Here is a 13,969-nt window from a genome sequence, read left to right on the forward strand (position 1 = left end):
AGCTAATAAAAAACCAGCATGAAAATGCTGGTTTTTTTTATATGAGGTTATGCAAAAAGCAATTAATTAAGCGTTGTGTGCATCATCATTATCAGCACAATCACCCGTTATGCAGTGACCATATAGGTACAAACTGTGATTCGTTAGACGGACATTGTACTTTTCTGCAACTTGTTTTTGACGTTGCTCAATTGTCTCATCCGAGAACTCAATTACTTTTCCACAATCTAAGCAAACTAAATGATCATGGTGATGTTGAGTTGCTAATTCAAAAACTGATTTACCGCCTTCAAAATGGTGGCGAGTGACGATACCAGCATCATCAAATTGGTTTAATACACGGTAAACAGTTGCAAGTCCGATTTCTTCACCGATATCAATCAGCTTTTTATACAAATCTTCAGCGCTAATGTGTTGGCACTCTGGTTCTTGTAGCACTTCTAAAATTTTAAGGCGCGGAAGGGTTACTTTTAAACCGGCTTTTTTTAGAGCTTGGTTATTATCTGACATCGACTTTTCCTGTTTTGGCTTTCTGCATCGATTTCCTGTGCAGTTTTAATCACTTAATTATAGGGAACATTCAATTCAGTTGAAACCTTATATGCAAGATCTCTTACAAAAAAATAGATGTTGATCTTTTGTTAACAAAGAAACTATTATGAGGTCTGACCAGAATTAAAGAGATTAAATATGTATCGTTACTTTACCCCAAAAATTGTAAAAAGGGCATTAAATATTTGGCCTCCATTTTGGGGGGCTGGGATCTCAATCGAAAATATTTCATCTGACTTTCAAGAAGTAAGTGTTATTTTGAAAGATCGTTTTTGGAATCGAAATGCTAATAGAACTCAGTATGGAGGCAGTATTTTTTCTATGACCGATCCTGTGTTCTCTCTCATGTTAATGGGGATATTAAGAGATGAATATTATGTATGGGATAAACAATCTGAAATAGATTTTATTTCACCAGGAACCACTGATTTACACGCTCGGTTTGTGATATCAGATGAACAGTTAGCAGAAATCAAACAAGCAACAAAAGAGGGGGAAAAGCATTTTCCGCAATTTGAAGTATATATTTATGATAAAAAAGGAAAGGTAGTGGCTAGGGTAAATAGAACATTATATGTAAGGAAGAAACCAGAGTTTAGATAATGCTCCCTACACTAAATGAGTGATAGGTAGAGAGCATTATAGGAATTAGAATATTAGTCTTCTAATTCTGCTAAGCACATTTCTTCGTGGATTTGGTTTACCCACTTAGTAACACGCTCTTCAGTTAGTTCTGGTTGACGATCTTCATCGATACATAGACCAACAAAGTTATCATCATCTACTAATGCTTTAGACGCTTCAAACTCATAACCTTCAGTTGGCCAGTAACCGATGATAGTACCGCCTTTTGCTTCTACGATATCACGGATATTACCCATCGCATCACAGAAGTATTCAGCGTAATCTTCTTGGTCACCACAACCAAAAATAGCAACTAGCTTTGTTGAAAAGTCAATTTCTTCTAGTTCAGGGAAGAAATCATCCCAATCACATTGAGCTTCACCGTAGTACCATGTAGGGATACCTAATAGAAGTAGATCGAAATTATCGATGTCTTCTTTGCTGCTTTTAGCAATATCTTGTACATGAACTAGCTTTTTACCAAGCTGCTTTTGAATCATCTTGCCAACAGCTTCAGTGTTACCTGTATCGCTGCCAAAGAAGAGTCCTACACTTGCCATATGATGAATACCTGTATTGTCTATATTAAATAAAAATAAATGGTGTTAGATCAGTCAATTTAATTGAGTCCAGAACTTTCCCAGCTCAGCTGGATGAGTCCTTTAGCAATAAAGCCTGCACAACCTAAAAAGAGAACAAGCCATACAATTTTACGGCCGAAAGGGGGAACATTTGCTTGCTTTAATACATCTTTAATAGCCATACCGATAAAAAAGAATATCGAGGCAAACAATAAATCTAAACCAATAGATTCAATGAGATCAAAATGTTCATAAAGCATGAATCACCCTTATCTTAAGTAAGCGACCTATATCTGATCGAATAATTTTGCAAAACTATATCATAGCTTTGTCTTTGTTGGTATGGATTATCGATTTGTCACTTTTTCAATGAAGCGTTTTATGACTCGATAAATTGTTTCTGGCTTTTCTGCATGTAACCAATGTCCAGTTCCGTTAACAATGTGCGCTTTGGCATTTGGGAATTGGCTTATAATATTCGCTTGATGTTCAGGTAAAATATAGTCTGAGTTTTGTCCCTTAATAAAGATAACATCACCCTCAAAAGCGGGAATATTATCCCAGCCAATAATCTGTGCATAATTATCAAATAAAGCATTCACATTAAAGCGAAGAGCAAGGTGCTCTTGTTCTTTATATAGGGATTTACTTAAAAATTGTCTAACACCAGGATCAACAATAGAGGTGGCAAGTAAGTTGTCTGCTTCTTTACGTGTTACTGGCTTATTATCAAGGATCTTGTGCAAACCTGAGAATACAGCATCATGTTTTCTCTCAAGGTAAGCAATAGGAGCCATGTCTAAAATGGATAGAGATTGAATCAATTGTGGTGATTGACTCGCTAGCGCCATTGCTACTTTACCGCCCATTGAATGACCAATAATATGTGCTGAAGTGATAGATAAATGATCTAATAAATTAACAAGATCGTTTGCAAGTTCATGATAATTATGAATATCAGAGTGAAATGAACGACCGTGATTTCGAAGATCAACACTGATCACTCGGTATTCCGTTTCGAATTGTCGAGCAAGAAGACCTAAGTTGTCTAAGCTTCCAAATAATCCATGAATTAGGATCAAAGGCTCCCCATTTCCTTGTTCTTTATAGTTAAGTAACATCATTTTTCTATCGTTGTGTTAGGTTTGTCGTAGAGTATCACGATTTTACAGGGTATAATCGTGCCTTCATAAATAGATTATAGAATACGAACCATATAATGAAGACAATTGAAGTAGACGAAGAACTATACCGCTTTATTGCGAGCCAAACTCAACACATCGGTGAAAGTGCCTCTGATATTTTACGTCGTCTCTTAATGCAGTCATCACCTTCAGACCTTGCTGTTTCTGCTCCTGTTGAAGTACAGAAAAAAGGCATTGTAGTCAGTAAAGATGCTGGTAAAGAGGCATCGGTAGATCGCGTTAAAGCGGTGCGTACCTTATTAATCTCTGATGAATTTTCAGCATTAGATAAAGCGATCGATCGCTTTTTAACTGTATTATCTGAATTATATAAAATTGACTCAAAAGCTTTCTCTGAAGCAACGGAAGTAAAAGGCCGTACTCGAGTTTATTTTGCTGACAATCAAGAGACATTAATCGCGAGCGGTAAAACGACAAAGCCTCGTGAAATTGTAGGTACTCCATTCTGGGTAATCACAAATACAAATACTAATCGCAAGCGCCACATGGTTGAATTATTAATGGAGCGAATGGGCTTCCAACATGATTTAACAGAAAAAGTGTGTGCGGCGATCTAATTTTTTGAGTCATAACTCAAATCATAATTTGTCACAAGGAATCGTCAAATGGCTATACATCCTCGTGCTGGGCAGAAAGCTCAGCAAGAAGATTTACACAATATCCCATCATTAGTTGCTAATTATTTCTTATTAGAACCGAACCCAACAAATGTTGATCAGCAAGTGCAATTTGGTACTTCTGGCCACCGTGGTACGGCAGATAAAGCGACGTTTAACCAACATCATATTTGGGCGATAGCTCAAGCTGTGGCTGACGTACGTAAAGAAAATGGCGTAACTGGTCCATTATTTTTAGGTAAAGATACCCACGCGCTATCTGAACCTGCATTCACATCTGCTATTGAAGTACTTGTTGCTAATGGCGTTGAAGTGATCATTCAAGAAAATAATGGTTACACACCAACTCCTGGTATCTCGCATGCAATCTTAACGCACAATGTTAAGTGTGAAGATAAAGCGGATGGCATTGTGATAACTCCTTCTCATAACCCACCTCAAGATGGCGGTATTAAATATAATCCTGTTCATGGTGGTCCTGCCGAGGGTGAGCTGACGACAGCAATTGAAAATCGTGCAAATCAATTAATTGCGAATGAATTAAAAGATGTTAAACGTGTATCAATTACTGAAGCGATGTCATCTGATTTAGTAAAGCAAATGGATTTAGTGCAGCCTTATATTGATGACTTAAAAAATGTTATTAATATTGAAGCGATTCAAAAAGCAAATCTAAAATTAGGTGTGGATCCATTAGGTGGCTCTGGTATTGAGTACTGGCGTCAAATTGGTCAAGCTTTTGATCTTGATTTAACCTTGGTGAGTGAAGCGATTGATCCTTCATTCCAGTTTATGTCACTAGATAAAGATGGTGTAGTTCGAATGGACTGCTCGTCTCCTTATGCAATGGCTGGTCTATTATCATTAAAAGATGAATATGACCTAGCGTTTGGTAATGATCCTGATTATGACCGTCATGGTATCGTAACGCCATCGGGCTTAATGAATCCAAATCACTACTTAGCGGTATGTATTGATTATCTATACCGTCATCGTCCAGAGTGGAAACCTGAAGTTGCTGTTGGTAAAACATTAGTATCTTCTGCCATTATCGATAAAGTAGTTGCTGATCTTGGCCGTGATTTGTGTGAAGTGCCTGTAGGCTTTAAGTGGTTTGTAGATGGTTTATATGCAGGCTCTTTAGGTTTTGGTGGTGAAGAAAGTGCAGGCGCTTCTTTCTTACGTTTTGATGGTACGCCTTGGTCAACTGATAAAGATGGTATTCTTTTATGTCTTCTTGCGGCTGAAATCACAGCTGTTACCGGTATGAATCCACAAGAATACTACAACAAACTGGCTGCTCAGCATGGCGAATCTAGCTACAATCGTATTCAAGCGGTTGCTAACAAAGCGCAAAAAGCAGTGCTAAGTAAGTTATCACCAGAAATGGTTTCAGCAACAATGCTTGCTGGTGATGAGATCACAGCTCGTTTAACGCATGCTCCTGGTAACGGAGCTGCAATTGGTGGATTAAAAGTAACAACTGAAAATGGTTGGTTTGCTGCTCGTCCATCTGGCACTGAAGAGATCTATAAGATTTACTGTGAAAGTTTTAAAGGTGCTGATCATTTAGCACTGATTGAACAAGAAGCTCAAGAAATTGTAAGTAACGTGTTTAAAGAAGCCGGTTTATAATTTTTTAAGTAATACAAATTAAGCAGCGCATGTCGCTGCTTTTTTTTGATAAGAAGGTCATGACATGAATAATTTTCAGTTAGAACAATTATTAAACTCAGAGTTAAAACCTCAATTAATTAAAGATTATTGCCCAAATGGTCTTCAAGTTGAAGGTTCAAATGAGATAAAAAAGATCGTAACAGGAGTTACTGCATCTCAAGCTTTAATTGATGCCGCGATTGAAGAAAATGCAGATGCATTACTTGTGCATCATGGCTATTTTTGGAAAGGGGAAGCTGAGCCAATCATTGGAATGAAAGGTAAGCGTATTCGCTCATTAATTCAAAATGATATTAATCTATTTGCTTATCATTTGCCTTTAGACATTCATCCAACGTTAGGTAATAACGCTGAGCTAGCTCGTTTATTTTCGATCTCAAATGTGGAAGGGTTAGAAGCCACACCACAATCGATCGCTATGAAGGGAGAGCTTATTGAAACACTATCAGGCGAAGAATTTGCACAGCGTATTCAGCAAGTATTAAATCGTGAACCATTGCATATTAAACCAACACAAGACAAGCCGATTAAAACGGTTGCTTGGTGTTCTGGTGGTGGCCAAGATTATATAGAATTGGCGGCTCAACAGGGGATGGATGCGTTTATTTCGGGTGAGATTTCGGAACGTACGACTTACATTGCTCGTGAACTAGGGATTCACTATTTTGCTGCAGGTCATCATGCAACAGAGCGTTATGGTGTTAAAGCGCTAGGTGAGTGGTTAGAAAAAGAGCATGGGTTTGATGTTAAGTTTATTGATATCGATAACCCAGTATAGTCAATTTGAGTTATCAATGCGGTGATATAAAAAAAGGTTGATGTATTTACATCAACCTTTTTGTTCATAGGTCTAACGATTTAAAGCGACATTATTCACGCTCATGAAGCGGTTTAAACTCGCGTAGTTCTTCACCTGTATAAAGTTGGCGAGGACGACCGATACGATTTGTTGGGTCACTGTGCATTTCGCTCCAGTGTGCAATCCAGCCAACAGTACGAGACATTGCAAAGATAACCGTAAACATAGATACAGGAATACCAATTGCTTTTAGGATAATACCTGAGTAGAAATCTACGTTTGGATACAATTTCTTAGATACAAAATATTCATCAGAAAGTGCAATACGTTCAAGTTCCATTGCGACATCAAGTAGTGGATCTTTAATGTTTAGTTCTTTTAGAACATCGTGACATGCTTCACGCATTACGGTTGCACGAGGGTCATAGTTCTTATAAACACGGTGACCGAAGCCCATTAGGCGGAATGGGTCATCCTTATCTTTTGCTTTTGCAACGTATTCATCAATGTTGTCTACAGAGCCGATCTCTTCAAGCATACGTAAACATGCTTCGTTAGCACCACCATGAGCAGGTCCCCATAGAGAAGCAATACCAGCAGCGATACAAGCAAATGGATTCGCACCTGATGAACCAGCTAAACGAACGGTTGATGTTGATGCATTTTGCTCATGATCGGCATGTAGCGTAAAGATTTTATCCATTGCTCGTGCAACAACAGGGTTTACTTCATATTCTTCACACGGGTTAGCGAACATCATGTGTAAGAAGTTTTCTGCGTAAGTCAGATCATTACGAGGGTAGATGAACGGTTGTCCAATTGAGTATTTGTAAGACATTGCTGAAAGAGTTGGCATTTTTGATAGTAATCTAAATGCAGCAATTTCGCGGTGTTCATCGTTATTGATATCTAAAGAATCGTGATAGAAAGCAGCCAGTGCTCCTACAACACCACACATCACGGCCATCGGGTGAGCATCACGGCGGAAGCCATGGAAGAAGCTTGAAATTTGCTCATGTACCATTGTGTGGCGAGTTACGATGTCCTTGAATGTTTCATATTCTTCTCTGTTTGGCGCTTCGCCATTTAGAAGGATATAACAGACTTCAAGGTAATCTGCATTGTTAGCTAACTGATCGATAGGGAAACCACGGTGCAATAGAACACCTTTGTCACCATCGATATAGGTAATTTGAGACTCACAAGATGCAGTGGCAAGAAAACCAGGGTCGAAAGTAAAGTAACCATTCGCTCCTAATTTACGCACATCGATCACTTCTGGACCAATCGTTCCATCCATGATTGGCATGTCTATAGGCGATTGACCTTCAATATGAAGTGTTGCCTTTTTATCTGCCATAACATTCTCCTTTTGTTATATTTTTATTCTATCCCGGATATGAGAGTGACAACTTTGTACCCATTACACGGGCTAAAGTCAATTTTTGTGCGCTTATGTGTGCACTTGTTTATATTTTTGATGAAAAAAAAGTTAATTTTCTGTGGTGTGATGTAAGTTTTGTTTATGGGTTTGTAATAAGATGTTTCACATCGTATACTGCGGCTGAGTTTCTGGTCTGTTTCCTTATATTATATGGGGTTAACGTGATTTTCATCTACTTATAAATAGAGTGCGGTTTATATATTTAGCTCAATAAAGAGATGTTGCTCACATCAAAAGTTGCATAAATGTTAAATCTAGGCGGTTTTTGATAGATCGGAGGTATCTATAACAATAAAATGCTCAATGGAGCTGAGTGAGCCCCTTGTGAAAGTTAAAAAGTCAAGACCTGTCAACCTAGATCTACAAACGATCCGTTTTCCTATAACGGCTATCGCCTCAATCTTGCATCGCGTGAGTGGTGTAATTACTTTTGTTTCTGTCGGAATATTGCTTTGGTTGCTCAACCTATCGCTTTCTTCACCCATTGGATTCGCACAAGCCGCTGATTATGTCGATGGCTTTTTTGTGACTTTCATTATGTGGGGAATTCTGACTGCTCTTGCTTACCATATTGTCGTAGGTATTCGTCATTTACTGATGGATATGGGCTATTTTGAAGAGCTCGAGTCAGGCACTCAAAGTGCTAAAGTTGCGTTTGCAATTACAGCCGTGTTGTCACTTTTAGCAGGAGTATTGGTATGGTAGCTAATGTTTCGTCATTTGGTCGTAACGGTGTACACGATTTTATCCTAATTCGTGCCAGTGCGATCATTCTTACTCTATACACATTATACATTGTTGGCTTTTGTGCCTTTGGGCCAGAGTTAACGTATTTGTCATGGACTAACTTCTTTGGTGGACTATTTACAAAAGCGTTTACCATGTTAGCTCTACTGTCGATTCTAATTCATGCATGGATTGGTTTATGGCAAGTACTGACTGATTATATTAAACCTGTCATGTTGCGTGCTCTGCTTCAGCTTGGTTTAGTGTCAGTGTTATTAGGATATTTCTTCTCTGGTTTAATAATTGTGTGGGGTGTGTAGTGAGTATTCCTGTTAGAGAATTTGATGCCGTTGTAATTGGCGCTGGTGGTGCAGGTATGCGAGCTGCATTGCAAATTTCTGAGCAAGGCCTATCTTGTGCATTGCTTTCTAAAGTTTTCCCTACTCGTTCTCATACGGTTTCTGCGCAAGGTGGCATTACTGTTGCTCTTGGTAACGCGCATGAAGACCATTGGGAACAACATATGTACGATACGGTGAAAGGGTCTGATTATATCGGTGACCAAGATGCGATCGAATACATGTGTAAAAATGGTCCTGAGTCGGTTATTGAACTAGAGAAAATGGGCTTGCCTTTCTCACGTTTTGATAATGGTACGATTTATCAACGTCCATTTGGCGGTCAATCTAAGAACTTTGGTGGTGAACAAGCCGCGCGTACTGCTGCTGCGGCAGACCGTACTGGGCATGCGCTTCTTCATACGCTTTACCAACAAAATATTAAGCATAAAACGACGATTTTTTCTGAGTGGTATGCGCTTGATTTAGTAAAAAATGAAGATGGTGCCATTTTAGGATGTACTGCTCTTTGTATGGAAACCGGTGAAGTTTGTTACTTTAAATCGAAAGCAACAATTCTCGCTACTGGTGGTGCTGGACGTATTTATGCTTCAACAACCAATGCACACATTAATACTGGTGATGGTGTTGGTATGGCGATTCGAGTTGGTGTTCCAATGCAAGACATTGAAATGTGGCAGTTCCACCCAACAGGTATCGCAGGTGCTGGTGTTCTTGTAACTGAAGGGTGTCGTGGTGAAGGTGGTTATCTTTTAAATAAAGATGGTGAACGTTTCATGGAACGTTACGCACCAAATGCTAAAGACTTAGCGGGTCGTGATGTTGTTGCTCGTTCAATGATGGTTGAAATTCGTGAAGGTCGTGGTTGCGATGGCCCTTGGGGTCCACACATTAAACTGAAATTGGATCACTTAGGTAAAGAAACACTTGAGTCACGTCTACCCGGTGTATGTGAGTTATCTCGTACCTTTGCTCATGTTGACCCAGTTAAAGAGCCTATCCCAGTAATCCCAACCTGTCATTACATGATGGGTGGTGTACCAACACAAGTTTCTGGTCAAGCGATTAAGCAAGATGAAAGTGGCGCCGATGTTGAAGTTCAAGGCCTGTTTGCTTGTGGTGAAATTGCGTCAGTTTCAGTACATGGTGCTAACCGTTTAGGTGGTAACTCTTTGCTTGATTTAGTGGTGTTTGGTCGTGCAACAGGGCTTCACCTAGGCGAAACACTGAAAAAGCAAGCAGAAGCAAAACCAGCAACTGAAGAAGATATTCAGCGTTCACTAGAGCGTTATAATCGTTGGGAAAATAGCACGGGTGGTGAAGACCCAGCTCAAATCCGTAAAGACTTACAACAGTGTATGCAAAATAACTTCTCGGTATTCCGTGAAGGTGATGCAATGGCAAAAGGTCTTGAAGAGCTAAAAGTGATCCGCGAGCGTCTAAACAATGCGTATCTATCTGATAAATCGACAGAGTTTAATACTCAGCGTATTGAATGTTTAGAGCTAGAGAACTTGATGGAAACGGCATTTGCAACCGCAGTAGCAGCAAACTACCGTACAGAAAGTCGTGGAGCACACGCACGCTTCGATTTCCCTGAGCGTGATGATGCTAATTGGTTATGCCATTCAATTTACAACCCTGAGACAGAGTCAATGTCTAAGCGTAATGTAAATATGGAACCTGTTTACCGTGAAGCTTTCCCTCCGAAAGCTCGTACATATTAAGAGGGCAGAAGAATGAAATTGAATTTTTCGATCTACCGCTATAATCCAGATGTAGATAATGCACCTCACATGAAAGCATACACATTAGATGTTGAAGAAGGTTCAGATATGATGGTGCTTGACGCACTTATCTTATTAAAAGAACAAGACCCAACATTAGCTTTCCGTCGTTCATGTCGTGAGGGTGTGTGTGGTTCTGATGGTCTTAATATGAATGGTAAAAACGGACTTGCATGCATTACGCCATTATCTGAATTAGCAGATAAAAGTGAGATTGTTATTCGTCCATTGCCTGGTTTGCCTGTTGTTCGTGATTTGATTGTCGATATGGCACAATTTTATGAAAATTATGAAAAGGTAAAACCGTTCTTAATTAGTGATGGAGCAACACCACCTTCAAGAGAAAACCTACAATCTCCAGAAGAGCGTGAGCATCTAGATGGTTTATATGAATGCATCATGTGTGCATGTTGCACTACCTCATGCCCATCATTTTGGTGGAATCCTGATAAATTCATCGGACCAGCAGGGTTGCTTGCAGCTTATCGTTGGTTAATTGATAGTCGAGATACTGCAACAAATGAACGTTTATCTAATTTAGATGATGCATTCAGTGTTTTTCGTTGCCATGGTATCATGAATTGTGTAAGTGTATGTCCTAAAGGGTTAAACCCAACAAAAGCAATTGGTCATATAAAGACAATGCTATTGAAAAAAGCGGTATAATTTACTTTTCCTCAACCTATGTTGATAGGTTGAGGCTTATTATAAGCCCGGCACAAAGACCGGGATAGACGTGAAACTACTGGATTAAGGGAAAATAATGCAGAATAGCGTGATGAAGGCATGGCTCGAGTCTTCACATTTAGCTGGCGCTAATGCAACGTACGTAGAAGAACTCTACGAACTCTATCTCAGTGACCCGGAAATCGTTAGTGACGAATGGCGAGAAGTTTTTGATGCGCTGCCAGTAAATCAAGCTGGTACAGCAGAGCAAGCTCATACTCCTGTTCGTGATTATTTCCGTCGTCTTGCGAAAGAAACCAAGCAATTTAGCGCTCAAGTTAACGATCCAGACGTAGATGCTAAGCAAGTTAAGGTACTGCAACTTATTAATGCATACCGTTTCCGTGGGCATCAAAATGCAAATCTCGATCCACTAGGTTTGCAAATTCATGAATATGTTGCTGAATTAGAACCAGCATTTCATAACTTAACCGATGAAGATTTCTCAGAAACGTTCAACGTTGGCTCTTTTGCTTCAGGCCAAGAGACAATGAAACTTTCTGATTTGTATGATGCATTACGCAGCACTTATTGTGGTTCTGTTGGTGCAGAATATATGCATATTACTAATACAGAGGAAAAACGTTGGATCCAACAACGTCTAGAATCTGTAGCAGGTAAGCCATCTTTTACTTCTCAAGAAAAGCTCACATTCCTAGAAGAGCTCACGGCTGCTGAAGGCCTTGAACGCTATCTTGGTGCTAAGTTCCCTGGAGCGAAACGTTTCTCACTGGAAGGTGGCGATGCCATGGTTCCTATGGTGAAAGAGTTAATTCGTCATGCGGGTTCGTGTGGTGGTAGAGAAGTCGTTATTGGTATGGCTCACCGTGGCCGTTTAAATATGCTAATCAACGTACTTGGCAAAAAGCCACAAGATTTATTCGATGAATTTGCTGGAAAGCATGGCGATTCATGGGGTACAGGTGATGTTAAGTATCACCAAGGTTTCTCTTCTGATTTCGCAACTCCGGGTGGAGATGTGCATTTAGCATTGGCTTTCAACCCATCTCACTTAGAAATTGTAAACCCAGTAGTTATTGGTTCGGTTCGTGCTCGCCAAGATCGTTTAAACGATAAAGCGGGTGATAAAGTAATTCCTATCACTATTCATGGTGATTCTGCTATTGCAGGGCAAGGCGTGGTAGCTGAGACATTTAATATGTCACAAGCTCGTGCTTTCTATGTGGGTGGTACGATTCGCATTGTCGTGAATAACCAAGTTGGTTTTACCACATCAAATCCGAAAGATACTCGTTCAACTCAATATTGTACTGATATTGCAAAAATGGTTCAGGCACCAATATTCCATGTGAATGCAGATGATCCTGAAGCCGTTGCTTTTGTCACACGAATTGCATTGGATTACAGAAACGAATTCAAACGTGATGTAGTGATTGATTTAGTGTGTTATCGCCGCCATGGCCATAATGAAGCTGATGAGCCAAATGCAACGCAACCATTGATGTATCAAAAAATCAAAAAACACCCAACACCACGTAAATTGTATGCGGACGCATTAATTGAGCGCCAAGATCTTGAGTTAGAAACGACAACTCAACTGATTAATGAGTACCGAGATGCACTAGACCATGGTGAAGTTGTGGTGAAAGAGTGGCGTCCAATGAAACTACATAATGTAGATTGGTCACCATTTATTGGTCATGATTGGAATATGGAATGGGAGAACGAATTCAATAAAGAGCGCTTAGTTGAGCTTGGTCAGCGAATTTGCCAATACCCAGAAAGCCATAAATTACACAGCCGAGTAAATAAGTTATACAACGATCGTATGTCAATGATTGCTGGAGAAAAAGCAATTGATTGGGGTATGGCTGAAACATTAGCTTATGCGACGCTTGTTGATGAAGGTAAGCGTATTCGTATTACTGGCCAAGATTCTGGTCGTGGTACTTTCTTCCATCGTCATGCAGTACTACATAATCAATCTGATGCAAGTACATACGTACCGCTATCAAATGTTCATGATAAACAAGGTCCATTTGAAGTTCATGATTCTGTTTTATCAGAAGCTGCCGTATTAGCGTTTGAGTATGGTTATGCAACGGCAGAACCGAGTGGTTTAACGATTTGGGAAGCGCAATTTGGTGATTTTGCTAACTGTGCTCAAGTTGTTGTGGATCAGTTCATTTCTTCAGGTGAGCAAAAGTGGGGCCGTATGTGTGGTCTAACTATGCTGCTACCGCACGGTTATGAAGGTCAAGGTCCTGAGCACTCTTCTGCACGTTTAGAGCGTTATTTACAGCTTTGTGCTGAACAAAATATGCAAGTGGTTGTGCCATCAACACCGGCGCAAGTTTATCACATGTTACGTCGTCAAGTGGTTCGCCCAATGCGTCGTCCATTAGTGGTAATGTCACCTAAATCTTTACTACGTCATCCATTATGTACATCAACACTTGAAGAGCTTGCTGAAGGTAACTTCCAGTCAGCGATTCCTGAGATTGATGCGTTAGATCCTAAACAAGTCAAACGAGTTGTTTTCTGTTCTGGTAAGGTTTATTTCGACCTTCTGGAACAACGTCGAACGAATGAACAGAATGACATTGCAATTGTTCGTATTGAACAACTGTACCCATTCCCTAAAGAAGACGTAGAAGCAGCAATAGCTGAATATACAAATGTTGTTGATTATGTTTGGTGTCAAGAAGAACCTCAAAACCAAGGTGCTTGGTATTCAAGCCAACATAACTTCCGCTCAGCATTACCTGATGGTGCGATTCTACATTATGCAGGACGCCCAGCATCTGCTTCGCCAGCAGTAGGTTATATGTCGGTGCACGTGAAACAACAAAAAGCGTTAGTAGAAGACGCTCTGACCCTAGATAAGAACTAGAAAGTATAGGAAAACGGA

General features: G+C 39.8%; 14 protein-coding genes. 9 read left to right on the top strand and 5 right to left on the bottom strand.

All coding sequences use genetic code 11. The features are described from left to right. Nucleotides 1-66: 66 nt before the first annotated feature. Entirely contained in the window at nucleotides 67-510 is a 444-nt protein-coding gene (fur, locus tag AVFI_RS04230; RefSeq protein WP_005418273.1) for a ferric iron uptake transcriptional regulator, read from the bottom strand. A 180-nt stretch (nucleotides 511-690) separates the two neighbouring features. Between fur and AVFI_RS04235 the strand changes: the two genes are divergently transcribed. Continuing rightward, the gene (locus AVFI_RS04235; RefSeq protein ID WP_063648471.1) at nucleotides 691-1,155 is read left to right on the top strand and encodes a hotdog fold domain-containing protein; all 465 of its coding nucleotides are present in this window, start codon (nucleotides 691-693) and stop codon (nucleotides 1,153-1,155) included. A 53-nt stretch (nucleotides 1,156-1,208) separates the two neighbouring features. Here AVFI_RS04235 and fldA read toward each other — a convergent pair whose 3' ends face one another. The 3 genes from fldA to AVFI_RS04250 form a co-directional block, all read right to left on the bottom strand. Further along, a complete protein-coding gene (gene fldA / locus AVFI_RS04240) occupies nucleotides 1,209-1,736 on the bottom strand; it encodes a flavodoxin FldA (protein ID WP_011261496.1) in 528 nt (175 codons plus the stop codon). A gap of 59 nt (nucleotides 1,737-1,795) precedes the next feature. Continuing rightward, nucleotides 1,796-2,017 (bottom strand): DUF2788 domain-containing protein, encoded by a 222-nt coding sequence (locus tag AVFI_RS04245; protein WP_054775277.1) that lies wholly within the window; start codon nucleotides 2,015-2,017, stop codon nucleotides 1,796-1,798. Nucleotides 2,018-2,104: 87 nt separating this feature from the next. Continuing rightward, the gene (locus AVFI_RS04250; protein ID WP_054775278.1) at nucleotides 2,105-2,881 is read right to left on the bottom strand and encodes an alpha/beta fold hydrolase; all 777 of its coding nucleotides are present in this window, start codon (nucleotides 2,879-2,881) and stop codon (nucleotides 2,105-2,107) included. A gap of 95 nt (nucleotides 2,882-2,976) precedes the next feature. Between AVFI_RS04250 and seqA the strand changes: the two genes are divergently transcribed. From seqA to AVFI_RS04265, 3 genes are all read left to right on the top strand, one after another. Then, on the top strand, nucleotides 2,977-3,519 hold the full coding sequence (seqA, locus tag AVFI_RS04255) for a replication initiation negative regulator SeqA (protein ID WP_005418290.1): 543 nt from the start codon (nucleotides 2,977-2,979) through the stop codon (nucleotides 3,517-3,519). A 48-nt stretch (nucleotides 3,520-3,567) separates the two neighbouring features. Beyond that, nucleotides 3,568-5,214, top strand: coding sequence for a phosphoglucomutase (alpha-D-glucose-1,6-bisphosphate-dependent) (gene pgm / locus AVFI_RS04260; protein ID WP_011261498.1), 1,647 nt, complete (start codon nucleotides 3,568-3,570; stop codon nucleotides 5,212-5,214). 64 nt (nucleotides 5,215-5,278) lie between these two features. Beyond that, the gene (locus AVFI_RS04265) at nucleotides 5,279-6,034 is read left to right on the top strand and encodes a Nif3-like dinuclear metal center hexameric protein (protein WP_065622187.1); all 756 of its coding nucleotides are present in this window, start codon (nucleotides 5,279-5,281) and stop codon (nucleotides 6,032-6,034) included. A gap of 91 nt (nucleotides 6,035-6,125) precedes the next feature. On the opposite strand, the gene AVFI_RS04270 is transcribed toward AVFI_RS04265, so the two are convergent. After that, a complete protein-coding gene (locus tag AVFI_RS04270) occupies nucleotides 6,126-7,415 on the bottom strand; it encodes a citrate synthase (protein WP_005418295.1) in 1,290 nt (429 codons plus the stop codon). Nucleotides 7,416-7,808: 393 nt separating this feature from the next. Here AVFI_RS04270 and sdhC point away from each other — a divergent pair, with 393 nt between their 5' ends. The 5 genes from sdhC to sucA all read left to right on the top strand — a co-directional run bounded on the left by sdhC (nucleotide 7,809) and on the right by sucA (nucleotide 13,951). Then, nucleotides 7,809-8,204 (top strand): succinate dehydrogenase cytochrome b556 subunit, encoded by a 396-nt coding sequence (gene sdhC, locus AVFI_RS04275; protein WP_026029235.1) that lies wholly within the window; start codon nucleotides 7,809-7,811, stop codon nucleotides 8,202-8,204. Continuing rightward, nucleotides 8,198-8,545, top strand: coding sequence for a succinate dehydrogenase, hydrophobic membrane anchor protein (sdhD, locus tag AVFI_RS04280; RefSeq protein WP_054775279.1), 348 nt, complete (start codon nucleotides 8,198-8,200; stop codon nucleotides 8,543-8,545). The genes sdhC and sdhD overlap by 7 nt, the downstream gene beginning before the upstream one ends. Next, the gene (gene sdhA / locus AVFI_RS04285) at nucleotides 8,545-10,311 is read left to right on the top strand and encodes a succinate dehydrogenase flavoprotein subunit (protein WP_188863396.1); all 1,767 of its coding nucleotides are present in this window, start codon (nucleotides 8,545-8,547) and stop codon (nucleotides 10,309-10,311) included. Before sdhD ends, sdhA begins: the two co-directional genes overlap by 1 nt. A gap of 12 nt (nucleotides 10,312-10,323) precedes the next feature. Next, nucleotides 10,324-11,037 carry a succinate dehydrogenase iron-sulfur subunit gene (locus tag AVFI_RS04290; protein ID WP_005418304.1) on the top strand — a complete coding sequence of 238 codons (714 nt, stop codon included), beginning with the start codon at nucleotides 10,324-10,326 and terminating at the stop codon, nucleotides 11,035-11,037. A 97-nt stretch (nucleotides 11,038-11,134) separates the two neighbouring features. Continuing rightward, complete coding sequence (gene sucA, locus AVFI_RS04295; RefSeq protein ID WP_017018466.1) at nucleotides 11,135-13,951, top strand: 2-oxoglutarate dehydrogenase E1 component; 2,817 nt, start codon at nucleotides 11,135-11,137, stop codon at nucleotides 13,949-13,951. Nucleotides 13,952-13,969: the final 18 nt, after the last annotated feature.

Source organism: Aliivibrio fischeri ATCC 7744 = JCM 18803 = DSM 507 (assembly GCF_023983475.1).
GTDB classification, from domain to species: Bacteria; Pseudomonadota; Gammaproteobacteria; order Enterobacterales; family Vibrionaceae; genus Aliivibrio; species Aliivibrio fischeri.

What these genes read in the sequence shown, in the direction of transcription:
- fur (WP_005418273.1), bottom strand. Translation starts at nt 510, where the DNA reads ATGTCAGATAATAACCAAGCTCTAAAAAAAGCCGGTTTAAAAGTAACC.
- AVFI_RS04235 (WP_063648471.1), top strand. Translation starts at nt 691, where the DNA reads ATGTATCGTTACTTTACCCCAAAAATTGTAAAAAGGGCATTAAATATT.
- fldA (WP_011261496.1), bottom strand. Translation starts at nt 1,736, where the DNA reads ATGGCAAGTGTAGGACTCTTCTTTGGCAGCGATACAGGTAACACTGAA.
- AVFI_RS04245 (WP_054775277.1), bottom strand. Translation starts at nt 2,017, where the DNA reads ATGCTTTATGAACATTTTGATCTCATTGAATCTATTGGTTTAGATTTA.
- AVFI_RS04250 (WP_054775278.1), bottom strand. Translation starts at nt 2,881, where the DNA reads ATGATGTTACTTAACTATAAAGAACAAGGAAATGGGGAGCCTTTGATC.
- seqA (WP_005418290.1), top strand. Translation starts at nt 2,977, where the DNA reads ATGAAGACAATTGAAGTAGACGAAGAACTATACCGCTTTATTGCGAGC.
- pgm (WP_011261498.1), top strand. Translation starts at nt 3,568, where the DNA reads ATGGCTATACATCCTCGTGCTGGGCAGAAAGCTCAGCAAGAAGATTTA.
- AVFI_RS04265 (WP_065622187.1), top strand. Translation starts at nt 5,279, where the DNA reads ATGAATAATTTTCAGTTAGAACAATTATTAAACTCAGAGTTAAAACCT.
- AVFI_RS04270 (WP_005418295.1), bottom strand. Translation starts at nt 7,415, where the DNA reads ATGGCAGATAAAAAGGCAACACTTCATATTGAAGGTCAATCGCCTATA.
- sdhD (WP_054775279.1), top strand. Translation starts at nt 8,198, where the DNA reads ATGGTAGCTAATGTTTCGTCATTTGGTCGTAACGGTGTACACGATTTT.
- AVFI_RS04290 (WP_005418304.1), top strand. Translation starts at nt 10,324, where the DNA reads ATGAAATTGAATTTTTCGATCTACCGCTATAATCCAGATGTAGATAAT.
- sucA (WP_017018466.1), top strand. Translation starts at nt 11,135, where the DNA reads ATGCAGAATAGCGTGATGAAGGCATGGCTCGAGTCTTCACATTTAGCT.